Source organism: Pseudomonas sp. PF05 (assembly GCF_056521845.1).
Window position 1 is genome coordinate 216,020 of the sequence record NZ_JBWLPW010000008.1, and the last position, 23,488, is coordinate 239,507.

Below are 23,488 nucleotides of genomic sequence, written 5' to 3' on the forward strand. Positions count from 1 at the left end.
TTAGTATTAGAACGATATGACGGCGCTGCCCGTTTCCCGCACATTTGCGCAATGACCTCTGTGGGAGCGGGCTTGCTCGCGAATGCAGAGTGTCAGTCAACACATGGTTAACTGACAAAACGCCTTCGCGAGCAAGCCCGCTCCCACAGGGACTTGCGCAAGACTAAGAATCCGCACGCACAAAAAAACCGCATGACGCAAGGTCATGCGGTTTTTCGCAACAGCTAAACCAGGCTGATTACTTGCCGGTCCACTCCTTTACGCGATCCGGGTGCTTGGCAACCCAGTCCTTGGCAGCGGCGTCAGGCTTGGCACCCTCCTGGATCGCCAGCATGACTTCGCCGATTTCGTCTTTCGAAGCCCATTGGAATTTCTTCAGGAACGCGACCACTTCCGGCGCCTTGGCCTCCAGCTCTTTGCTGCCGATGCTGTTCACAGTTTCAGCCGCGCCATAGATGCCTTTCGGGTCTTCCAAAAAGCGCAGTTTCCACTTGGCGAACATCCAGTGCGGCACCCAACCGGTGACGGCGATGGATTCGTTTTTCTTCTCGGCACGGGTCAGCTCGGCGATCATGCCGGCACCGGAACTGGCCTTGAGTTGATAGCCGGTCAGGTCGTAATCCTTGATTGCCTGTTCGGTCTTGAGCATCACACCTGAACCGGCGTCGATGCCAACGATGCGCTTCTTGAAGGAGTCGTCGGTTTTCAGATCCTCGATCGACTTGGCCTTGACGTACTCCGGCACGATCAGGCCGATTTTTGCGTCCTTGAAGTTGGGGCCGTAGTCGACCACCTGGTCCTTGTTCTTCGTCCAATAGTCGCCGTGAGTCACCGGCAGCCAGGCCGAAAGCATCGCGTCGAGTTTACCGGTGGCCACGCCCTGCCACATGATCCCGGTCGCGACCGCTTGCAGCTTCACGTCGTAGCCAAGCTTCTGCTGGATGACTTCGGCGGCCACGTGAGTGGTCGCGACACTGTCGGACCAGCCGTCAACGTAACCGATGCTCAAGGTTTTGTTTTCGGCACTGGCCAAGGTGGAGCTGATCGCCAGTACCAGTGCGGCACCTGCGCCCAAGAGTCGTCGCATCTTCATCGTTACTTCCCCGAAAGTGCTGCGCCCGGCGGATGTCGGGCAGCGTGAACGTATTGTTATGGTGCACAGCGCCCCCATCACGCTCGCCTGCATACCGGTTCGAACGCCAGTGGAGTACTGACTCGTTGATCATCAACCTGCGCTGATCTGGAACCTGCTCTGCCTGCGACGTTGAAGCAACGAGAAACGACATCAGAAAGCCATTAACTGCGTTCGAGAAAGTACTCTAGGGAAAAGATGCGGTCTGTGGTATCGCGAAGCTGAGTGCGGGTTGCCAGGAGCAGGGTTTGGCGAGCCGGCCGGCCAAGCTATAAAAAGCCTGCTCCCATGCTGAGGAGCAGGCATTGCGATAGGTGAGCAACAACTGGCCACTGATTAATGACTTAGTATCACCCGACGAGGTACGGATACTGTCCGGTACGTCTTTTTAGGGTGATACCTCTGCCACGCCGGCAAGTTGAAAAATTCAGACTGCGGCACCTCTCGATTCGCTAAAAAAAACCTCGCATTTTTTTGCACTTCTGGGGTACCCCGGCGCCTGTACAAATACCTGATTTCAGAAGCTGTAACGCTGGTCCCGGCATCTGGCTTTTTCGAAACGATATCATCCAAAGTCTCCATCAGACCGTCGATTGCAAAAAGCACCTGTTTGTTGCGCTGAAAAATTTGAAACTCCAACCCCGCCTTACTTGAGCGACGCCACATAGGAACATTTATCTGAAAAAAGTTTCCAACCCCTTTCTCATCCTTCTGAAAATACCGATTTGTCATTGCAAATTTCTTATAAGCAATACCACGATGAAAATCAATCAATTCCGCCTTGATTTGGTCATTCGCATTATAAACACCTGCCGTCACCGTCGGCCCAAACGCTGCGTCGGTCAAATCATTCTGCTTTAACACGTTGCGTTTTTTTTCAACCGAGAATTTACCGAGATTTCTATTCCAAGACACCTCCCATGAAAACTCCTTGAATCCAGCCCTATTCAAAGCTTTCAGAGCAAAGTCACGAGGCTCACGCAACCCAAACAAGATATCGCCAGGCTCAAAAGTAGCTACCAACTTAGCGTAGTCCTGACTATCCTCGTTCACAGAGACTAGCTGTAATCCCTGATCATCAAAAAACGTTACAGGATTATTTGCAACCATCCGGTACAAATTCAAGCCATCCGCTACCCCATCCGGATCCGGGCTCAGCCATTGACACCACCAAGGCATGTAATATCTAAATCCGTAATAATATAATCCGGTCGAGTCCAACTCCTTGCCTGAATAGCGCATTGTCTTGCTGTTCGCCTTAACCCTATCGCTTCCCGCCCACCAAGCTGTACAACCGTAGCTGTAAAAAACCTCCTCGCTTATTATCGCTCCATCGTCATCCAACTCGATGCAGTTTGACCCAACCAGATCAATCAGCGAGTATCGACAATAAATTATATCTTGCCCGTTCCGCTGATCGACTCGCTGTACCATACGAATATCACATAGCCCCGCCGCTGCGCTGACGACATCTATTTCCTCATCAAGACCGGATCGAATTTCCAGCGTATCCAAATAACGCGTTTCCGAGCGATTCCTTAACTGCCCAGTTGCTACCGATCCGATTTTTCTTCGCCGTTGCCCCCTATCATCGTAGACATAAATTTCCGAGTCATTTGCCGAGCCTAAATGGCTCGTCCGCTGGAATTTTTTAAGCTGATTTCGCTCATCCCATCCCAGCGTTTGCCCAGGAAACAGCAGACGCTTATTACCGTTCAAGTCATGCGCCAAAGCGATCTCTTCTTCAGTCGGCAATTCTCCGTCGATTTTTTCAGAGAGCGAGCGATTACTATATTTCGATACGCCCATCCGTTGAGTGCGGCTTCCCAGCGCCGCACAACGAAGCAGCTTTACAAGATTACCACCCGAGTCGTAGCTAAAAACCTCAGTGTAATTTTCCAACTGACTCGGATCAGCTGGAGATTGAAAGTCAGGAAAACAAGACCCGACACCGCCACCGATGACTTGCCAACCGGTAGCGCAAATCAACTGATAGAGCGTGTCATAACAGAAGGTTCTAACTGGTTCGATTTTCTGGTTACGGAAGTAGCGAACGGGTAACGCCCTGTCCTCTATAGATATTATGTTTCCCACGCGATCATAGCGATAAATGAGATGCTGTAAAGTACAGCGCTCCGGCCGATAGGATTTCAACTCTTCCAACCTTCCATCTATCGGACAATAAACTGCGGAACAAACCACTCCATTTGCTAAAGTCTGCTGGACAACCTTGTTTGCAGCATTATAAAGAACATCCCCCACAACCTTTTTAACTGGCCCATCCGGCTGCATGATCAACCTTATTCCGGCAAGCTGACCGCCCACTGTATATTCAAACAGCCGCACATGTTTTCTAGCATCAATTTCGCAGACCAGCTGTGATACAGCGTTGTAAAGAGACAAGGTCGTGCTGCCCTCGCCTTTCTCATGAAGCTGATCACGCTCAGACTCTAGGGCGGGCCAATGCGGTTGCTCTATGCTATCCAGAAAATGCCGAGTGCTTTCAAGCCTATCGCCTTGCAGGGAATATGATCGAGAGAAAACTGTCCCGGCACCATCATCAACTCTAATTATTCTTCCGCCTTGATTAAATCTAACAAACGCTTCATCACTGCCGCCGTATGAGTAAAAAATACTATTTCTTGGACCTTCGTCAATTTGTTTCACAGACTCTTTTACCGGGCGTAGCTGATTGTCGTATTCAACTTTCACATGCGTGAAGTTGCTGTCCCAACGGTGACACTGCTGGCCAGCGACGCCTGAGAGATACAAGCGGATCCCGGCATCGACACTATTAATTAGCAAGGCCTGCCCCGAAAGACTGTACACATTCTGAATATTCGGCGAAATATCAGGTTCCAATTCCATAAGCTTAAACAGCCGAGGGTCGTACTGTTTTATACTTCGCCCAGCACAATTATTGACTTGATAGGTCACTCGCTTTTCGAGAGGATCCGCAGCTGCCGTGCGATGATAGGCTGTTGAACGAACAGTCAGACGGCGTGAATCGAATACAGTCAATGTTGGCGTTCGCGAGTGCATGGCGGTATCTCCCCAGGAGGACAGTCCCAACGACGCACACACATTTAATGCCCGAAAATGAATATTTCAACTGTCAGAAATAACAGGTCCGTTAATGAAAACTCCCAGACAGTAGATTTCGCTCAAATTTCGCATGCTTGATCAGGCTAGCCGGCAGATCACTAGCCACCACCACGGCCCTGCGTGTATCGTCCCGCTACTCTTGCACCCCGTTCGCGCTTGTTTTGCGGCGATCATGGCACTTGGCTTCACTTCAGTGGTCATAGCCTGCGAACCTCATTCGGCAACATCCTTTAAGGGATCCAGTCATGCTCCGTTCCTTGCGCTTCGCTGCCCTTCTCGGCGGCCTTATCCTGAGTGCGTCCGCGCTGGCGGTGGATATTGACGCCGCCAGCTATGGCTACCCCTTGACCAACCCATTCGAGGCGACGATCGCCACCACGCCGCCGGACCTGCGTCCGGAGCTGCCGCTGAATGAGGACATCAACCAGTCCGATCACACCGTCAAGCTGCGCCCCGAACGGGAGTTCATCCTGCCGGACAATTTCTGGCCGGTGAAAAGCCTGACCTACCGCATGGCCACCCAGGACAAACCGGCGCCGCTGATCTTCCTGATTGCAGGTACGGGTGCCCGGTATGACAGCACACTCAACGAATATCTCAAGCGCCTCTACTACAAGGCCGGCTACCACGTGGTGCAGTTGTCCTCGCCCACCAGCTTCGACTTCATGAGCGCCGCTTCGCGCTTCGCCACGCCAGGCATTTCCAAGGAAGACGCAGAAGACATGTACCGGGTGATGCAAGCCGTGCGTGCGCAAAACCCCAAGCTGCCGGTGACCGAGTACTACCTGACCGGCTACAGCCTCGGCGCCCTGGACGCGGCCTTCGTCGCACACCTGGACGAAACCCGGCGCAGCTTCAATTTCAAGAAGGTGCTGCTGCTCAACCCGCCGGTGAACCTCTACACCTCGATCACCAACCTGGACAAACTGGTCCAGACCGAGGTCAAGGGCATCAACAACACCACCACCTTCTACGAGCTGGTGCTCAACAAGCTGACGCGCTACTTCCAGCAAAAAGGCTACATCGACCTCAACGATGCCCTGCTCTACGATTTCCAGCAGTCCAGGCAACACCTGAGCAACGAGCAGATGGCCATGTTGATCGGCACCTCTTTCCGTTTCTCAGCGGCCGACATCGCGTTCACCTCTGACCTGATCAACCGGCGCGGCCTGATCATCCCACCCAAGTTCCCGATTACCGAAAGCACCAGCCTGACGCCGTTCCTCAAACGTGCGCTGCAATGCGATTTCGACTGCTACCTCACCGAGCAGGTGATCCCGATGTGGCGCGCGCGCACTGACGGCGGCAGCCTGTTGCAATTGATCGACCAGGTCAGCCTTTACGCACTGAAGGATTACCTGCACGACAGCCCGAAGATTGCCGTCATGCACAATGCCGACGACGTCATTCTCGGCCCGGGCGACCTGGGCTTCCTGCGCAAGACCTTTGGCGATCGCCTGACGGTTTATCCACTGGGCGGCCACTGCGGCAACCTTAACTACCGCGTCAACAGCGACGCCATGCTGGAGTTCTTCCGTGGCTAAATATCTGCTGCTTATCGCTGCGTTAATGAGTGCGGGCATGGTCCAAGCCGACAACAGCAAGGCCAATGCGCCAGTGGTGGTGGACTCCGACGGTTTCAAGGAACCGTTGAGCAAGCTCAAGTTCAACCCGGGCCTGGACCAGCGCGAGTTCGAGCGCTCGACCCTCAACGCCCTGAACGTCTATGACCCGCTGGAATCCTGGAACCGCCGCGTCTACCACTTCAACTACCGCTTCGACCAATGGGTATTCCTGCCCGTTGTCGACGGCTACCGCTACATCACGCCAAGCTTCGTGCGCACCGGGGTCAGCAATTTCTTCAATAACCTGGGGGACGTGCCAAACCTGATGAACAGCTTGCTGCAATTCAAGGGCAAGCGTTCGATGGAAACCACGGCGCGCCTGCTGCTCAACACCACCGTCGGCATCGCCGGCCTATGGGACCCGGCCACCGCCATGGGCCTGCCGCGCCAGAACGAAGATTTCGGCCAGACCCTGGGCTTCTATGGCGTGCCAGGCGGCGCCTACTTCGTGTTGCCGATCTTCGGCCCGTCGAACCTGCGCGACACCTCAGGGCTGCTGGTGGACTACACAGCCGAATCGGCAATCAACTACCTGAACGTCTCTGAAGTCAGTTCCAACCACCCTGAGTTGCTGCTTCTGCGCGGCGTCGACAAGCGCTACCAGACCAGTTTCCGCTATGGGCAACTGAATTCACCGTTCGAATATGAAAAGGTGCGCTACGTGTACACCGAGTCGCGTAAGTTGCAGATTGCCGAGTAATACGGCATCGCTTCGAATCTTCGAACCTAAGCCGCAGTGCCCTGTGGTGAAGCAGGTCCTATCGCTGATCATCGACAAGTGGAGCAAACACTTCGGCAGCCCAACTGCCCATGCTGTACTTCTGGACCACGTGCGCAGGTGGATCTATGTATTCCTCAACGAGAAATGACGGCGGAATAACAGGGTGCTCACTGTCAATGACCAGAATGTTGCGCGCATCATAAAAATCGTAATTCATCACCGACGGATTGTTGGTGATGATTTTCTTCCGGTAGAACAAAGCATCGAAGAAGCGAAAGCTCAAGCCTGCATGGCCAGGCCGGACGATATCGATCAGGATTTCCGAGCGTCTAATTAGATCGCCAACCTCATCAAGCGACATCCTTTTCCTGAAAAAAGTGATACCGGGACTGGAATTTTCGACCACCTTGCTTTGTACCAGAAACTTATAATTCTTGTGGCCTAGACGATCGAACTCGGCTGCAATTCTGCCCAGCACGTCAATGCGATTCTTGCCCGCCATCACTACAAAAGCTTTGTACTCACGCGTAGTTTCGAGCTCTGCGTTGAGCTCGTAGATGTAGTTACTGAGCTTCCGAAATCCGCATTCCTGAGCGTCTGCATCGTCGAAGGTATAGACCTTGTCGAAACGGGCCAACTGAGCCACCGGCATGGCAAGTCTTGTAACGCCGTCAGACAGGAACGCGATGGTCTGTTGTGCTGCAACCATTGCCTCATCGACAAGAGCGATGTCGATTTGTGCGGGATTGATGATGAGTACAGAGTCGACTTTCCCAGCCTTTTGAATCTGACGGTGCGCCGCACGAACTGTCAGGAACTTCTTCAGCCAGCGCCGCAGCTTTCCCGGTAGAAACGGGACCTGGTCACGCTGTGCAGAAAGATCAACGAACGTGACCTCATTATTTTTGGCTAAGTAATCGCTAAGCCGCTTTACATAACCGCCGACATCCCGACAAACGATCAGGAGCTTTTTCGATGTGATGTGTGGAGGCTGATAGGCCATGTCGTTCTCGTAAAAAAGTGTCAAAGATTGCGGTGCCTTCCAGAGTTTTGTAGCTGAACTACGGGTGTAACCACGCAGAACCCACACTGATCGGTGGATTGGAAAGCGCTTGGCAATCATCTGGAATCATATTTCTTCGGCTGTCTTATCAAGCCGCTTGAGGGGCGAAATGATGAAGGGTCGCTCGATTGACCAATAGGTCAAAACACTCAACGCGCTCACCGCCAGAATGATAAGCGGCAAATACCAGGCATAGCTCCCGGGTGTGCCGTCCGTGAAATTGTATATTTCCAGCAGGCTGAACACGCTGTAAATCACGATACCGTGCAGCAGATAGATACTGAAACTCGCTTCCCCGAGGACTTTTAGCCCCTTGTGTTCCAGGAGCCCGTGCAGGCTGTTGCCTAGCACGAAGAGCCCAAACGGAATACCGAGGATCAACATTTGCCCCGTTGAGTATGAGCGCATCTTCAGACTCGCGAGCAGCACCCCGGCAGCGATGAGGCAACACCAGAGATTTGAAAAGTTGATCGACGTCTTGCGCAGCCGGGGTTCAAAAAAGGCAACAGCCATACCCACCAGAAATAGCTTAACGTACCGCTTGTGGAATACGTGGTGATACTCCGGCCATAAAATCGCGATCGCGCCGATGGAAATCACCAAGGCGAAAATCGGCAACTGGCGACGGAACAGGCAATACATGAGCGGGAGCGAGAGATAGAAAAGTGCCTCGTACATCAGAGTCCACTGCACAGAAGCGTTGATCAGCTTGCTGTCTGGAAATCCATTGATCGGTCCTCCCATGAAGATTAACCAACTACCGAGCGCGGCGAAGTTATCAAGCGGTGAGATGAGTTCCCCCTTTGTTTGGTAGAAACTGATAGCGGCAACCAATAGAACAGACACGATGTACATCGGGAAAATGCGGCGTAATCGAGAGGAAAGCAGCGAGCCCCAATTCGGCTGCCCTCTGATCACTTTTTGCGTGAAAAGGTAGCCCGTAATCATGAAGAACAAGGACACCGGTACGGCCCCCATATTGTTGATCACGCGACTGTCAGTGGCTTGCCAGGTTCCGGTGCTGTGCCACACAAAGGTGATGGCGAAGTGGTGAACCATCACCGCTGTTGCGAGGATTCCTCGCAGACCGTCCAACGACGATACTCGGTGTTGTGCTTCAGGGGCGAGCAAAGGGAAGCGCCCGGCAATCAAGCAGAATACAGCAACGCAAAGCACATATAGCGACAGCAATTGAAAGGTTTCGATCATTGATTTGTTCCAGATGTAATTAGCTGGCCCCCGATTCGTGGGTCGGGAGCTTCTACCCGTTGCCAGCTTTAGCCTTTCAACGCTTTCCAGACCTTGCCGACAACCAGCACACCCGCCAACACCACTGCCCCCGCCACGATTCCTGCCACCGCATTGAGCAACATTGGCAAGATAAACCCGGCACCGCCGGCACTGGCCGTCACGCCTTCTATCCAGTGATGCACCACCGGCACGCCGTGGGTCAGGATGCCACCACCCACCAGGAACATCGCCGCCGTGCCGATCACCGACAGACCTTTCATCATGTAGGGCGCTGCACTCAGGATGGCGCCGCCAATGCTTTTGGCGGCCTGGCCTGGCTTCTGCGTCAACCAGAGCCCCAGGTCATCAAGCTTGACGATCCCGGCCACCAGGCCATAGACCCCAATGGTCATGACGATGGCGATGCCCGACAGGACGATCACCTGTTGGGTCAGTGCCGCGTCGGCAACGGTGCCGAGGGTGATGGCGATGATTTCCGCCGACAGAATGAAGTCGGTGCGTACCGCGCCCTTGATCTTGTCCTTTTCAAAGGCCACCAGGTCGACCGCCGGGTCAGCCACGGCCTCGACCAGTTGCGCATGTTCGGCCTGGTCTTCGGCCGGGCTGTGAAGGAATTTGTGGGCCAGTTTTTCGAACCCTTCGAAACACAGATAGGCGCCGCCCACCATCAACAACGGCGTCACCAACCAAGGGACAAAGGCGCTGATCGCCAGCGCCGACGGCACCAGGATCAACTTGTTGATGAACGAACCCTTGGCCACCGCCCACACCACCGGCAGTTCCCGCTCGGCACGCACACCAGAGACTTGCTGGGCATTGAGCGCCAAGTCATCGCCGAGCACGCCAGCGGTCTTCTTGGCGGCCATCTTGGTCATCAACGCAACATCGTCGAGTACGGTGGCGATATCGTCGATCAGTACCAGCAAACTGCTTCCAGCCATGGAGAGGCTCCTTGAATAATCATGCCGCGCAGCATACCGCGAGCCGCGGCGCCTTGGGGCATTCTTGAGCGCCGCGCGAGGCCGGTGCTACCATGCGCCACCGCCAGAACAGGCAAGGAACCCCTGGGTTTATGAGCACTATCCGCGAGCGCAACAAAGCATTGATCCTGCGTGCCGCCAGCGAAGAATTTGCCGACAAGGGCTTCGCCGCGACCAAGACCAGCGACATCGCGGCCAAGGCAGGCCTGCCCAAACCCAACGTCTACTACTACTTCAAATCCAAGGAAAACCTCTACCGCGAGGTTCTGGAAAGCATCATCGAGCCGATTCTCCAGGCTTCGACACCGTTCAATGCCGACGGCGTGCCCGGTGAGGTACTGAGCCACTACATCCGTTCCAAGATCCGCATCTCCCGCGACCTGCCCTTCGCCTCGAAAGTCTTTGCCAGCGAAATCATGCACGGCGCCCCGCACCTGAGCCCCGATCTGGTGGAACAACTCAACGCCCAGGCCCGGCACAACATCGCCTGCATCCAGACCTGGATCGACCGCGGCCAAATCGCCCCCATCGACCCCAACCACCTGATGTTCAGCATCTGGGCCGCCACCCAGACCTATGCCGATTTCGACTGGCAGATCAGCGCCGTGACCGGCAAGGCGAAGCTCGATGAAGCGGATTACGAAGCGGCGGCGCAGACGATTATTCGGTTGGTGTTGAAGGGGTGTGAGCCAGGCTGAAACACCGCAGTGCGCCCATTCGCGAGCAAGCCCGCTCCCACACTGGACTTGCGTCGTTCAGACATCATGTGTCCAACATCAGATCCTGTGGGAGCGAGCTTGCTCGCGAAGACGCCAGTCAATTCACCGCGAAATCAAACAGTAATCCCCACATCCGCCCTCAACTGCACCGCCTCCACAGCCCTGACCGCCACCTGCTCATCCACATCCGAAACATCACCACTGACACCAATCGCCCCCAACACCTTCCCATCTTGATCCTTGATCAATACCCCACCCGGTGCCGGTACGACGTTGCCCTGCCCCAGCCCATTCAATGCGGCGAAGAATGCCGGGCGTTGCTGGGCATCCTGGGCGAGCAGGCGTGAGCCTTTGCCCAGGGCGATGGCGCCCCAGGCCTTGCCGATGGCGATCTGCGGGCGAAGCAGGCTGGCGCCGTCTTCGCGCTGCAAGGCAACCAGGTGCCCGCCGCTGTCCAGGACCGCGACGGTCAGGGGTGCAGCGCTGATTTCACGACCGGCGGCAAGAGCTTGCCCCGCCAGGTTGACGGCAATTTTCAAGGTTAGAACGCTCATGGGTGCTGTCCTTCTTTTGTTATGGGAGAGCCTTGCGGGCATCACTTTCAGAAAAACCGAACACAACAAATAGAACACAACAATCATTATTTTTGTATACAATAATTTTCACAAAGCACCTTGATCGACGAAAGGCCACCGCAAAACCTGGCCTTCCGACGAATGAAACAGATGCTTGAGGAAATGGATTGACCTGCGCCGTTTGCCGTGAATACACTCTGCGCACAGCCACTTGTATACAATTACAAAACGTAAGAGGCACAAAATAATGAGCAAAATGAGAGCAATCGAAGCCGCCGTCCTGGTCATGCGCCGTGAAGGCGTGGACACCGCCTTCGGTATCCCGGGTGCCGCGATCAACCCGCTGTACTCCGCCCTGCAGAAGGTAGGGGGCATCGATCACGTCCTTGCTCGCCACGTAGAAGGCGCCTCGCACATGGCCGAGGGCTACACCCGGACCAAGGCCGGCAATATCGGGGTGTGCATCGGCACCTCGGGCCCGGCAGGCACCGACATGGTGACCGGGCTATACAGCGCCTCGGCCGATTCGATCCCGATCCTGTGCATCACCGGGCAGGCCCCCCGTGCGCGTATGCACAAGGAAGACTTCCAGGCTGTGGACATCACCAGCATCGTCAAACCCGTGACCAAGTGGGCAACCACCGTGCTGGAGCCGGGCCAGGTGCCGTATGCCTTCCAAAAGGCGTTCTTTGAAATGCGCTCCGGCCGTCCAGGCCCGGTGCTGATCGACCTGCCGTTCGACGTGCAGATGGCCGAGATCGAGTTCGACATCGACGCCTACCAGCCACTTCCCCTGGCCAAGCCCGCGGCCAACCGCGTGCAGATCGAGAAAGCCCTGGCGATGCTCAATCAGGCTGAGCGTCCATTGTTGGTGGCCGGCGGCGGCATCATCAACGCCGATGCCAGCGAACTGCTGGTGGAGTTCGCCGAGCTGACCGGCATTCCCGTCATTCCCACCCTGATGGGCTGGGGCACCATCCCCGACGATCACCCGCTGATGGTCGGCATGGTCGGCCTGCAAACCTCCCATCGCTACGGCAACGCAACCTTGCTCAAGTCGGACGTGGTGCTGGGTGTCGGCAACCGCTGGGCCAACCGCCACACCGGTTCGGTGGACGTCTATACCGAAGGTCGCACGTTCATTCACGTGGACATCGAGCCGACCCAGATCGGCCGCGTCTTCACCCCCGACCTGGGCATCGTTTCCGACGCTGCCTCGGCCCTGACGGTGTTCATCGAAGTGGCCCGCGAATGGCAAGCCGCCGGCAAGCTGAAAAACCGCGACGCCTGGTTGCAAGATTGCCAACAGCGCAAGGCCAGCCTGCAGCGCAAGACCCACTTCGACAACGTGCCGGTCAAACCACAGCGCGTGTACGAAGAAATGAACCAAGTGTTCGGCAAGGACACCTGCTACGTCAGCACCATCGGCCTGTCACAGATCGCCGGGGCGCAGTTCCTGCACGTCTACAAGCCACGCCACTGGATCAACTGCGGCCAGGCCGGCCCCTTGGGCTGGACCATTCCGGCCGCGCTGGGGGTGGTCAAGGCCGATCCGAGCCGCAAGGTCGTGGCGCTGTCGGGCGACTATGATTTCCAGTTCATGATCGAAGAGCTGGCGGTGGGTGCGCAGTTCAAGCTGCCCTACATTCATGTCGTGGTGAACAACTCCTACCTGGGCTTGATTCGCCAGGCCCAGCGCGGGTTTGACATGGACTACTGTGTGCAGCTGTCCTTCGACAACCTCAATGCGCCGGAGCTCAACGGTTATGGCGTGGACCACATCGCCGTGGCCGAGGGCCTGGGGTGCAAGGCGCTGCGGGTGTTCGAACCGGCCGGTATCCAACCGGCGCTGCGCCAGGCCCAGGCGATGATCGAGGAATTCAAGGTGCCAGTGATCGTCGAGATCATTCTGGAGCGGGTCACCAACATTTCCATGGGCACCGAGATCAACGCCGTCAATGAGTTTGAAGACCTGGCGCTTGTGGGCAACGATGCACCGACCGCCATTTCGCTGCTCGACTGAGCTGACGGTTGCCTTACCTGTAGGAGCTGCCGAAGGCTGCGATCTTTTGATCTTTCGCTTAAATCTCAAGTGTCGATAGAAAGATCACAGCCTCGCTTCGCTCGACAGCTCCTACGGGTCAGGACGCCATTTAATTTGTAGCAGGAGACCACCATGCCGCGTTTCGCCGCCAACCTGTCCATGCTGTTCACCGAGCAGGATTTCCTCGCCCGTTTCCAAGCCGCTGCCAAGGCCGGCTTCAGTGGCGTCGAGTACCTGTTCCCTTACGACTACAGCTCCGCCGAACTCAAGGCCTTGCTCGACGCCAACGGCCTGACCCAGGTGCTGTTCAACCTGCCGGCCGGTGACTGGGCCAAGGGCGAGCGTGGCATTGCCTGCCTGCCGGACCGGGTCGAGGAATTCCGCGCTGGTGTCGACCTGGCCATTGCCTACGCCCAAGTGCTGGGCAACACCCAGGTCAACTGCCTGGCCGGGATTCGCCCGCAGAACTGCAGTGAAACCCTGGTGGAAAAAACCTTCGTCGCCAACCTGAAATACGCCGCCGAAAAGCTGCAAGCCAACGGCATCAAGCTGGTGATGGAGGCCATCAACACCCGCGACATTCCCGGCTTTTACCTGAACAACACCGCCCAGGCCCTGTCGATCCGCGAGCAGGTGGGCAGCGCCAACCTGTTCCTGCAATACGACATCTACCACATGCAGATCATGGAAGGAGACCTGGCCAGGACCCTGTCGGCGCACCTGGGCGAGATCAACCATGTGCAACTGGCAGACAACCCGGGCCGCAACGAGCCGGGCACGGGCGAGATCAACTATCGATTCCTGTTCGAACACCTGGACCGCATCGGCTACACGGGTTGGGTCGGCTGCGAATACAAGCCGCTGACCACCACCGAAGCGGGATTGGGCTGGCTGAAAACCCATAACGCGATCTGACCCACCTTTCCCTGTAGGAGCTGCCGAGTGCAACGAGGCTGCGATCTTTCCCCTGGCGCTTGAGTCCCCCGGTGAAAGATCAAAAGATCGCAGCCTCGTTGCACTCGACAGCTCCTACGAGCAGCGATAACAACAAGAGGATTTTCTCATGGCTAAAATCGGATTCATCGGCACTGGCATCATGGGCCACCCCATGGCATTGAACCTGCAAAAGGCCGGTCACAGCCTGTTCCTGTCCCAGCACCATGACCCGGCCCCGGCCGACCTGCTGGCCGGTGGTGCGGTGGCGTTGGCCAACCCGAGGGAAGTGGCCCAGGAAGCCGAGTTCATCATCGTCATGGTCCCGGACACCCCGCAGGTCGAAGACGTGCTGTTTCGCGCCGATGGCGTAGCAGCGGGCGTGGGCGCGGGCAAGGTGGTGATCGACATGAGTTCGATCTCCCCCACCGCCACCAAGGCGTTCGCAGCGAAGATCAATGAAAAAGGCGCGCAGTACCTCGACGCCCCGGTGTCCGGCGGTGAAGTCGGCGCCAAGGCCGCAACCCTGAGCATCATGGTCGGTGGCGACAGCGCCGCCTTCGAGCGGGCCCTGGCGCTGTTCCAGGCCATGGGCAAGAACATCACCCTGGTGGGCGGCAATGGCGATGGCCAGACCGCCAAAGTCGCGAACCAGATCATCGTCGCCCTGAACATCCAGGCCGTGGCCGAAGCCCTGTTGTTCGCCTCAAAGAACGGCGCCGATCCGGCGAAGGTTCGCGAAGCGCTGATGGGCGGTTTCGCCTCTTCGAAGATCCTCGAAGTACACGGCGAGCGCATGATCAAGGGCACCTTCGATCCAGGCTTCCGCATCAGCCTGCACCAGAAGGACCTGAACCTGGCCCTGCAAGGTGCCAGGGAACTGAACATCAACCTGCCCAACACCGCCAACGCCCAACAAGTGTTCAGCACCTGCGCGGCCATCGGCGGCAGCCACTGGGATCACTCGGCGTTGATCAAGGGGTTGGAGCATATGGCCAATTTCTCGATTCGCGATAACTGACACACCCCACCCCACTTGTGGGAGCGGGCTTGCTCGCGAAGGCGATCTACCGGTCAATGAAGTATTGACTGACACGCCGTCTTCGCGAGCAAGCTCGCTCCCACAGGTAACCGAGTCGCCTCAGCCAATAATAAAAACCGGGAGCCCGCCATGTCGGTCGATCCGCAACAATTGCTGCGCGAGCTGTTTGCCACAGCCATCGACGCGGCCCATCCGCTGCACGTCCTTGAACCCTACCTGCCCGGCGATCGCAGCGGCCGGGTAATCGTCATCGGTGCCGGCAAGGCAGCCGCGGCCATGGCGCAAGTGGTCGAGCGCTGCTGGCAGGGCGAAGTGTCCGGCCTGGTGGTGACCCGCTACGGCCATGGCGCGCCCTGCCAGAAAATCGAAGTAGTGGAAGCCGCCCACCCGGTGCCTGATGCCGCTGGCCTGGCCGTGGCCCAGCGGGTGCTGGAAATGGTCAGCAACCTCAGCGAAGACGACCGCGTCATCTTCCTGTTGTCCGGCGGCGGTTCTGCCCTGCTCGCTTTGCCCGCCGAAGGCATCACCCTGGCTGACAAGCAATCGATCAACAAAGCCTTGCTCAAGTCCGGCGCGACAATCAGCGAAATGAACTGCGTGCGCAAGCACCTCTCGGCGATCAAGGGCGGGCGCCTGGGCAAGGCCTGCTGGCCGGCGACGGTGTACACCTACGCGATATCCGATGTGCCCGGCGACCTTGCCACGGTCATTGCCTCCGGCCCTACCGTGGCCGATCCCAGTACGTCGGCCGAAGCCCTGGCGATTCTCCAGCGCTACCGCATCGAAGTACCGACCTCGGTGCGCAACTGGCTGCACAGCCCCGAATCGGAAACCGTCAAGCCCGGCGACCCGAGCCTGGCCCGTAGCCACTTCCAATTGATCGCCCGTCCTCAGCAGTCATTGGAGGCCGCGGCAGTGAAGGCGCGCCAGGCCGGTTTCAGCCCATTGATCCTCGGCGACCTGGAAGGCGAATCCCGAGAGGTGGCGAAAGTCCACGCCGGCATCGCCCGGCAAATCGTCCAGCACGGCCAACCTCTGGCGGCGCCGTGCGTGATCCTCTCCGGCGGCGAAACCACCGTCACCGTGCGTGGCAATGGTCGTGGCGGACGCAACGCCGAATTCCTCCTGAGCCTCACCGACAGCCTCAAGGGTCATCCCGGCATCTATGCGCTGGCCGGCGACACCGACGGCATCGACGGATCCGAAGACAACGCCGGTGCCCTCATGACCCCGGACAGCTATCGACGCGCCGCCGAACTGGGCTTGAGCGCCAGCGACGAGTTGGACAACAACAATGGCTACGGCTACTTCGCCGCCCTGGATGCGCTGATCGTCACCGAACCGACCCGCACCAACGTCAACGACTTTCGCGCCATCCTGATCCTCGAGAACCCCAAACATGACGCCTGATAAAAAGGTCAAGATCCTCGCGACCCTCGGCCCCGCCACCCGGGGCATCGATGACATCCGTGAACTGGTACAGGCCGGCGTGAACATCTTCCGCCTGAACTTCAGCCATGGCGAGCATGCCGACCACGCCCAGCGCTACCAGTGGATTCGTGAGGTCGAGCAGCAGCTCAATTACCCGCTGGGCATCCTGATGGACCTGCAAGGTCCGAAGCTGCGGGTCGGCCGGTTCGCCGATGGCAAGGTCCTGCTGCAACGCGGCCAGGCCCTGCGCCTGGACCTGGACCCGACGCCCGGTGATCAACGCCGGGTCAACCTGCCCCACCCGGAAATCATCGCGGCCCTGGAGCCCGGCATGGACCTGCTGCTGGACGACGGCAAATTGCGCCTGCGCGTGACCGCCAGGCACAGCGACGCCATCGACACCGAAGTGCTCAACGGCGGCGAGCTATCGGACCGCAAAGGCGTGAACGTACCCCAGGCCGTGCTCGACCTGAGCCCGCTGACCGCCAAGGACCGGCGCGATTTGAGTTTCGGCCTGGAGCTGGGCGTGGACTGGGTGGCATTGTCGTTCGTCCAGCGGCCCGAGGACATCCGCGAGGCCCGGGCGCTGATCGGCGACAAGGCCTTCCTGATGGCGAAGATCGAGAAACCGTCGGCGGTGACCCAACTGCAGGAAATCGCCGAATTGAGCGACGCGATCATGGTTGCTCGCGGCGACCTGGGGGTCGAAGTCCCGGCCGAGAGCGTGCCGCAGATCCAGAAAAACATCATCAGCACCTGTCGCGCCCTCGGCAAACCGGTGGTGGTGGCGACCCAGATGCTCGAGTCGATGCGTTTCTCCCCGGCGCCCACCCGCGCCGAAGTTACCGATGTCGCCAACGCCGTGGCCGAGGGGGCCGATGCGGTGATGTTGTCGGCGGAAACCGCTTCTGGGGACTACCCCCTCGAAGCCGTGCAGATGATGAGCAAGATCATCCGCCAGGTGGAAAACGGCCCCGACTACCAGGCGCAACTGGACGTCAGCCGGCCAAAAGCCGAGGCCACGGTGTCGGACGCCATCAGTTGCGCGATCCGCCGTATCAGCAATGTGCTGCCAGTGGCGGTGCTGGTGAACTACAGCGAATCGGGCAGTTCCAGCCTGCGGGCGGCGCGGGAACGGCCGACGGTGCCGATCCTCAACCTCACGCCGAACCTGCAGGCCGCTCGCCGCCTGACGCTGGCCTGGGGCGTGCACTCTGTGGTCAACGAGCGGTTGAAGCAAGTGGATGAAGTCTGTTCCACCGCCCTGGAAATCGCCCAGGCCCAAGGCATGGCCCAGCGCGGCGATACCTTGCTGATCACGGCGGGCGTGCCGTTCGGGCAGCCGGGGTCGACCAATTCGCTGCGCATTGAGACGTTGATCTAATTTGCTTCTGTAGGAGCTGGCGAAGCCTGCGATCTTTTGATCTTGATCTTGATCTTGATCTTTCGCTTGAGATTCAAGTGTCTTTGGAAAGATCGCAGCCTCGTTGCACTCGACAGCTCCTACAAAGCTCCAACAAAGCTCATACAAAGCTCCTACAGAGCTTCTACTGGGCTCAGCGGAGCAATTTCTGGCGCAGCGTTCTCTTCTCCCTAGACCCATCATGCCCAACCATTCTTTCAACACCCACTGCCCCGACTGGGCCACCGCCCTGCTCAATGGCTTCAGCCAAGTCTTCCTCCAGCGCCATCCGCTGTGCGGCCTGCTGTGCCTGCTGGCGATTCTGTTCACCGCCCCCAACCTGTTCGGCGGCGCGTTGCTGGGTGGGGTGGCCGGGTTGCTCACGGCCCAGCGACGCGCTTACGCCAAGGCCGACCGGCAAGCCGGGCTGTTCAGCTACAACGGCATCCTGCTGGGCTTGTTGCTGAGCCTTGTATTGCCCTGGTCCGCCCTGTTGCCACCGTTGATCATCGCCGCAGGCGGTCTCAGCGCGATGCTGACCCAGCAATGGCTCAAGCGCACCCGAGGCCCTCGGTGCCTGCCCGCCTACACCGCGCCTTTTGTAGGGCTGGCTTGGCTGTTGATGAGTTTCACCCTGCCGCCGCCCCCAACCGCCTCGATTGAAATAACGATACCCAACCTGCTGGCCGCGCATTTGAGCGGGTTGGGCCAGGTCATGTTTCTCAGCCACCCAGCAGCCGGTGCGTTGATCGCGGCGGGCCTGCTGCTGGCCAATCGTCGCGCCGCCGCTTGGGCATTGTTCGGTTCCGCCGTGGGCCTGGCCTTTGCCTTGTCGCAACATGAAAACGCAATCGCCCTTTGCGGGCTGGGCGGCTACAACCCGGCTTTGGTGGCGCTGGCCCTCAGCCAACAGCGCCGCCAACCCTGGCTGCCGCTGGCGGGGATTCTCCTGGCGGTCATGCTCACCCCAGGTTTTATTGCCCTTGGCCTGCCTCCCCTGACGGCACCGTTCATCCTCGCCTGCTGGTTGATCCAGGCCACCGGCCGGGCGTGGTGCCAAGCCAGCCTCGACACCACGCCTTGCGCTCTGCGGGGCAATCGCCCTAGGCTTCGTTGATTCCGGCTCAGGCGAAGATTATGCAAAACAGCAACAACTGGCGTGACCGCCTCTACGTGATCATTTTCCAGACCGACACCGTGGCCGGACGGCGCTTCGACAGCACCTTGCTGTTGATCATCCTCGCCAGCCTGGTGATCGTGATGCTCGACAGCATCGACAGCGTGCACAAAAACTACGCCACCCTGTTGGCCGGTATCGAATGGGGCTTCACCTTCGTTTTCATCGTCGAGTACGGCCTGCGCCTGTACTGCTCGCCCAAGCCGCTGCGTTATGCCTTCAGTTTCTACGGCCTGGTGGATCTGTTGGCGATCGTGCCGGGGATCCTGGCGCTGTATTACAGCGATGGCCAATACCTGTTGATCATTCGGATCATCCGCATGCTGCGGATTTTCCGCGTGCTCAAGCTCAGCCCTTACCTCACGCAGGCCAACTACCTGATGGCGGCGCTGCGGGGGAGCAAGCAGAAAATCATTGTGTTCCTGGTCAGCGTCTCGACCTTGGTGACCGTGTTCGGCACGCTGATGTACGTGATCGAAGGCCCCCAGAACGGTTTCACCAGCATTCCCAAGGGCATCTATTGGGCTATCGTGACACTGACCACCGTGGGCTTCGGCGACATCGTGCCCAAGACAGCGCTGGGCCAGGTGGTGTCATCCCTGGTAATGATCACCGGCTATTCGATCATCGCCGTGCCGACGGGTATTTTCACGGCTGAACTGGCCACGGCCATGCGCGGCGACCAACTCCAGCGCGATTGCCCGGTGTGCAGCAAAAACCACCACGAACATGGCGCCGCTTTCTGCTCCCGTTGTGGCAACGCGTTGTTTAAGAAATTGGAATAAGCAAAGCACTTTTTGATGCTTGAAGGTCTATAGGCTTGCAGCTAGTGTGCCGGCTAATGCCCGGAACCCTGTTGATAAAAAGGAATTTGCCGTGAAGAACTTGTTTGGCGCCGCTCTTCTCGCCGTCGGCCTGACTTTTGGCAGCCTGGCCCACGCCGCCCCGACCCTGCTCAACGTTTCCTACGACGTGATGCGCGATTTCTACAAGGACTACAACGCAGCCTTCCAGAAACACTGGCAGGCCGAGCACAATGAAAACATCACCGTGCAGATGTCGTTCGGCGGCTCCAGCAAGCAGGCGCGCTCGGTGATCGACGGGCTGCCGGCGGATGTCATCACCATGAACATGGCCACCGACATCAACGCCCTGGCGGACAACGGCAAACTGGTGCCCGAGAACTGGGTCACCCGCCTGCCGGACAACAGTGCGCCGTTCACCTCGGCCACGGTGTTCATCGTACGCAAAGGCAACCCGAAAGCCTTGAAAGACTGGCCCGACCTGCTCAAGGACGGTGTGGAGGTGATCGTGCCCAACCCGAAAACCTCCGGTAACGGTCGCTACACCTACCTGTCGGCCTGGGGTTACGTGCTGAAAAATGGCGGTGACGAAACCAAGGCCAAGGACTTCGTCGGCAAGCTGTTCAAGCAGGCGCCGGTACTGGACACCGGCGGTCGCGCCGCGACGACCACCTTCATGACCAACCAGATCGGCGACGTGCTGGTGACCTTTGAAAACGAAGCCGAGATGATCGCCCGCGAATTCGGCCGCGACCAGTTCGAAGTGGTCTACCCGAGCGTCTCCGCCGAGGCCGAGCCGCCGGTCAGCGTGGTCGACAAGGTTGTCGAGAAAAAAGGCTCCCGCGAAGCCGCCGAGGCGTACCTCAAATACCTGTGGTCGCCCGAAGGCCAGGAAATCGCCGCCGCCAACTACCTGCGCCCACGGGACCCGACGGTACTGGCCAGATACACCGACCGTTTCCCCAAAGTGGACTTCCTGTCGGTGGAAAAAACCTTCGGCGACTGGCGCACGGTGCAGAAGACTCACTTCAATGACGGTGGGGTTTTCGACCAGATCTACAGCGGGCAATAAGAGAGGACAAGCTGTACGCGATCCTGTGGCAAGGGAATCTGTGGGAGCAAAGCTTGTGTGGGAGCAAGGCTTGCCCGCGATAAAGGCACCTCGGTTCCAGAGGCACCGCGCTGTTTTCATCGCGAGCAAGCTTTGCTCCCACAGATCCCCTTGCCACAGGATCCTCCCAGCGTCCTTGTGCGCCCCATCATCAACTGCAAGCATGTCTGATATCAACCACAAGCCCTGTTCCAGGGCCCCATAACGCTTTAGCCTCGCGCCATCTTTCCTGTTCACTGACGAGATTGCCATGAGTGCTCATTCCCCTACCTTGCCCGGCGCGCCCCTGACCCGCGGCATGGTCCTGCTCTTCGCCTTCTGCTGCGGCGCCATCGTCGCCAACATCTACTACGCCCAACCCATCATCGAACTGATCGCACCGGATGTCGGCCTAAGCAGCACCATGGCCAGCCTGATCGTTTCGCTGACCCAGATCGGTTATGCCTTGGGCCTTTTTTTCCTGGTGCCGCTGGGGGACTTGCTGGAAAACCGACGGCTGATGATCGTCACCACGCTGGTCGCAATCGCCAGTTTGTTGGGGGCGGCGTTCACTGATCAACCGAACGTATTCCTGCTGGTTTCGCTGTTGGTGGGGTTCAGTTCGGTGTCGGTGCAAGTCCTGATTCCACTGGCCGCGCACCTGGCGCCGGAGGAGACTCGAGGTCGGGTCGTGGGTGGGATCATGGGCGGCCTGCTGCTGGGGATCCTGCTGGCGCGGCCGGTCTCCAGCATCGTGGCCGATCACTTCGGCTGGCGGGCCATGTTCATCATCGCCGCCGCGTTGATGGCCGCCATCAGCATCGTCCTGGCACTGACCGTGCCCAAGCGCCAGCCCGACCACAGTGCCTCTTATGGCCAACTGCTGGGTTCGCTCGGCACCCTGCTGCGCCAACAACCGCTGTTGCGGCAACGGGCGTTCTATCAAGCCTGCATGTTTGCCACGTTCAGCCTGTTCTGGACCGCCGTGCCACTGGAGCTGTCACGCAACCATGGCCTGTCCCAAACTGAAATCGCCCTGTTCGCCCTGGTCGGTGCCATTGGTGCCATCGCCGCGCCCATCGCCGGTCGCCTGGCAGATGCCGGCCATACCCGCAACGCCTCGTTGCTGGCGATGTTGTTCGCCAGCCTGAGTTTCCTGCCAGCATTCATCCATCCGCTGTACAGCGTGATCGGCCTGGCGGTGACCGGCGTGGTCCTGGATTTCTGTGTGCAGATGAACATGGTCCTGGGCCAGCGCACCATCTACGCCCTCGATGCCAGGAGTCGCAGCCGGCTGAACGCGCTGTACATGACCAGCATCTTCGTCGGTGGCGCCTTCGGCTCATCGATTGCCAGTGCGGTGTACGAACACGGCGGCTGGTTGTGGGTGGTGATCGTCGGCAGCGCCTTCCCACTGTTGGCCTTGCTGCGCTTTTTGAGCACCTCGCGCAAGCCGTCCCTGGCAACGGCCTGAATATCCACGCATAAAAAAGCCCGGTCGCGTTCAACGACCGGGCTTTTTGGTGGAACGTGTCAAATCCGCACGTTGCCACGCGGCCCGGCAATCGCCCAGATGATCAGGCCCAGTACCGGCAACAGCAGAATCAGCAGCACCCAGAGGATTTTCATCCCGGTTTCCGCGCCACTCTTGAGTACGTTGATGATCGCCCAGATATCGAGCGCCAGGATGATCAGGCCGACCAGGCCGTTGAAGGTGGAACCCATGGTGTCGCTCCCAAATGGTGATGTGCACCCTTAGGATAGCGGGCCGCCGGCAAGGGTTCCGTTTTATTGCTTCAGACGTGGACCGCGACCTTGAGGGCTTCGAGGGCCGGCGCGGCGGCGATGCCGACTTCGGCACACAATTCCAACACCCGCGGCACGTCGTTGCCGTACACCAGCACCATCTGCAGTTCATCGTCGAGCAACTGGCTGAAGTTCATCAGCACGTAGCCGCCGTTTTCCTTGTTCAGGCTGCTCATCTGGATCTGGATGCGGTTGAGCGCGGTCAGGGCTTCGGTTTTCGCCAGTTGCTTGGGCTTGAGGTTGAACGCCACGCCGGGGCCGAACGAGGCGACGATCTGTTCGAACAGGTCCACGTAGGTGTCGGCCTGGAACAACACGGTGTCCGGCAGGCTGCCCACCACGACCCACTCACCCAATGGGATCGGGAAAGTGTCGTCGTAGTTGATATCGGGGTTGGCCGCCAGGAAAGCCGTCGGATCGGCGTAGGCCTGCGCCGCTTCGTCAGCGATTTTCGCAATGTCCGCCTCGCCGAGGCAGCCGGAGCTGATTTTACCGATGAGTTCGATGAGGGCGGCTTTCATGGGGCTGAATCCTGTGGCGAAGGGTGTTTTGAGGGCGGGCAGGATAGCGCATCACATCGGTCCGTAGG

General features: G+C 58.4%; 20 protein-coding genes. 12 read left to right on the forward strand and 8 right to left on the reverse strand.

The window, feature by feature from the left end; all coding sequences use genetic code 11:
* Window positions 1-238 precede the first annotated feature (238 nt).
* Window positions 239-1,093, reverse strand: coding sequence for a glycine betaine ABC transporter substrate-binding protein (locus tag AC09SL_RS15680; RefSeq protein ID WP_058543336.1), 855 nt, complete (start codon window positions 1,091-1,093; stop codon window positions 239-241).
* 375 nt (window positions 1,094-1,468) lie between these two features.
* Window positions 1,469-4,174, reverse strand: coding sequence for an RHS repeat-associated core domain-containing protein (locus tag AC09SL_RS15685; protein WP_081264478.1), 2,706 nt, complete (start codon window positions 4,172-4,174; stop codon window positions 1,469-1,471).
* 308 nt (window positions 4,175-4,482) lie between these two features.
* On the opposite strand from AC09SL_RS15685, the gene AC09SL_RS15690 reads away from it, so the two are divergent.
* Both AC09SL_RS15690 and AC09SL_RS15695 read left to right on the forward strand, forming a co-directional pair.
* Window positions 4,483-5,781 (forward strand): alpha/beta fold hydrolase, encoded by a 1,299-nt coding sequence (locus AC09SL_RS15690; RefSeq protein WP_058543333.1) that lies wholly within the window; start codon window positions 4,483-4,485, stop codon window positions 5,779-5,781.
* The gene (locus AC09SL_RS15695; RefSeq protein WP_058543332.1) at window positions 5,774-6,562 is read left to right on the forward strand and encodes an MlaA family lipoprotein; all 789 of its coding nucleotides are present in this window, start codon (window positions 5,774-5,776) and stop codon (window positions 6,560-6,562) included. The genes AC09SL_RS15690 and AC09SL_RS15695 overlap by 8 nt, the downstream gene beginning before the upstream one ends.
* A gap of 58 nt (window positions 6,563-6,620) precedes the next feature.
* Here the strand turns inward: AC09SL_RS15695 and AC09SL_RS15700 are convergent, their stop codons facing one another.
* The 3 genes from AC09SL_RS15700 to AC09SL_RS15710 form a co-directional block, all read right to left on the reverse strand.
* Window positions 6,621-7,586: a WaaS/CpsH family glycosyltransferase gene (locus AC09SL_RS15700; RefSeq protein WP_058543331.1), complete on the reverse strand. Its 966-nt coding sequence runs from the start codon at window positions 7,584-7,586 to the stop codon at window positions 6,621-6,623.
* A gap of 126 nt (window positions 7,587-7,712) precedes the next feature.
* Window positions 7,713-8,855, reverse strand: a complete 1,143-nt coding sequence (locus tag AC09SL_RS15705; protein ID WP_058543330.1) for an acyltransferase family protein — start codon at window positions 8,853-8,855, stop codon at window positions 7,713-7,715.
* 68 nt (window positions 8,856-8,923) lie between these two features.
* The gene (locus AC09SL_RS15710; protein WP_058543329.1) at window positions 8,924-9,838 is read right to left on the reverse strand and encodes a DUF808 domain-containing protein; all 915 of its coding nucleotides are present in this window, start codon (window positions 9,836-9,838) and stop codon (window positions 8,924-8,926) included.
* Between the two features lie 131 nt (window positions 9,839-9,969).
* Here AC09SL_RS15710 and AC09SL_RS15715 point away from each other — a divergent pair, with 131 nt between their 5' ends.
* Window positions 9,970-10,575, forward strand: coding sequence for a TetR/AcrR family transcriptional regulator (locus AC09SL_RS15715; RefSeq protein WP_058543328.1), 606 nt, complete (start codon window positions 9,970-9,972; stop codon window positions 10,573-10,575).
* 134 nt (window positions 10,576-10,709) lie between these two features.
* Here the strand turns inward: AC09SL_RS15715 and AC09SL_RS15720 are convergent, their stop codons facing one another.
* A complete protein-coding gene (locus AC09SL_RS15720) occupies window positions 10,710-11,150 on the reverse strand; it encodes a GlcG/HbpS family heme-binding protein (protein WP_058543327.1) in 441 nt (146 codons plus the stop codon).
* A gap of 268 nt (window positions 11,151-11,418) precedes the next feature.
* Between AC09SL_RS15720 and gcl the strand changes: the two genes are divergently transcribed.
* The 9 genes from gcl (at window position 11,419) to AC09SL_RS15765 (ending at window position 22,567) form a co-directional block, all read left to right on the forward strand.
* Window positions 11,419-13,194 (forward strand): glyoxylate carboligase, encoded by a 1,776-nt coding sequence (gene gcl, locus AC09SL_RS15725; protein WP_058543326.1) that lies wholly within the window; start codon window positions 11,419-11,421, stop codon window positions 13,192-13,194.
* Between the two features lie 153 nt (window positions 13,195-13,347).
* On the forward strand, window positions 13,348-14,130 hold the full coding sequence (gene hyi / locus AC09SL_RS15730) for a hydroxypyruvate isomerase (protein WP_058543325.1): 783 nt from the start codon (window positions 13,348-13,350) through the stop codon (window positions 14,128-14,130).
* A gap of 148 nt (window positions 14,131-14,278) precedes the next feature.
* A complete protein-coding gene (locus AC09SL_RS15735; protein ID WP_058543324.1) occupies window positions 14,279-15,169 on the forward strand; it encodes a 2-hydroxy-3-oxopropionate reductase in 891 nt (296 codons plus the stop codon).
* A 150-nt stretch (window positions 15,170-15,319) separates the two neighbouring features.
* Window positions 15,320-16,600 carry a glycerate kinase type-2 family protein gene (locus AC09SL_RS15740; RefSeq protein WP_058542628.1) on the forward strand — a complete coding sequence of 427 codons (1,281 nt, stop codon included), beginning with the start codon at window positions 15,320-15,322 and terminating at the stop codon, window positions 16,598-16,600.
* A complete protein-coding gene (pyk, locus tag AC09SL_RS15745; protein ID WP_064106980.1) occupies window positions 16,590-18,005 on the forward strand; it encodes a pyruvate kinase in 1,416 nt (471 codons plus the stop codon). The genes AC09SL_RS15740 and pyk overlap by 11 nt, the downstream gene beginning before the upstream one ends.
* 220 nt (window positions 18,006-18,225) lie before the next feature.
* Window positions 18,226-19,140 carry an urea transporter gene (locus tag AC09SL_RS15750; RefSeq protein ID WP_058546686.1) on the forward strand — a complete coding sequence of 305 codons (915 nt, stop codon included), beginning with the start codon at window positions 18,226-18,228 and terminating at the stop codon, window positions 19,138-19,140.
* Window positions 19,141-19,160: 20 nt separating this feature from the next.
* Window positions 19,161-19,985, forward strand: coding sequence for an ion transporter (locus tag AC09SL_RS15755; RefSeq protein ID WP_058546685.1), 825 nt, complete (start codon window positions 19,161-19,163; stop codon window positions 19,983-19,985).
* 91 nt (window positions 19,986-20,076) lie between these two features.
* Complete coding sequence (locus AC09SL_RS15760; RefSeq protein ID WP_058546684.1) at window positions 20,077-21,075, forward strand: sulfate ABC transporter substrate-binding protein; 999 nt, start codon at window positions 20,077-20,079, stop codon at window positions 21,073-21,075.
* A 289-nt stretch (window positions 21,076-21,364) separates the two neighbouring features.
* Entirely contained in the window at window positions 21,365-22,567 is a 1,203-nt protein-coding gene (locus AC09SL_RS15765; protein WP_064106979.1) for an MFS transporter, read from the forward strand.
* Between the two features lie 59 nt (window positions 22,568-22,626).
* Here AC09SL_RS15765 and AC09SL_RS15770 read toward each other — a convergent pair whose 3' ends face one another.
* Window positions 22,627-22,818, reverse strand: coding sequence for a PLDc N-terminal domain-containing protein (locus tag AC09SL_RS15770; RefSeq protein ID WP_003204476.1), 192 nt, complete (start codon window positions 22,816-22,818; stop codon window positions 22,627-22,629).
* Window positions 22,819-22,889: 71 nt separating this feature from the next.
* Complete coding sequence (locus tag AC09SL_RS15775) at window positions 22,890-23,420, reverse strand: hypothetical protein (protein WP_058546683.1); 531 nt, start codon at window positions 23,418-23,420, stop codon at window positions 22,890-22,892.
* Between the last annotated feature and the right edge of the window lie 68 nt (window positions 23,421-23,488).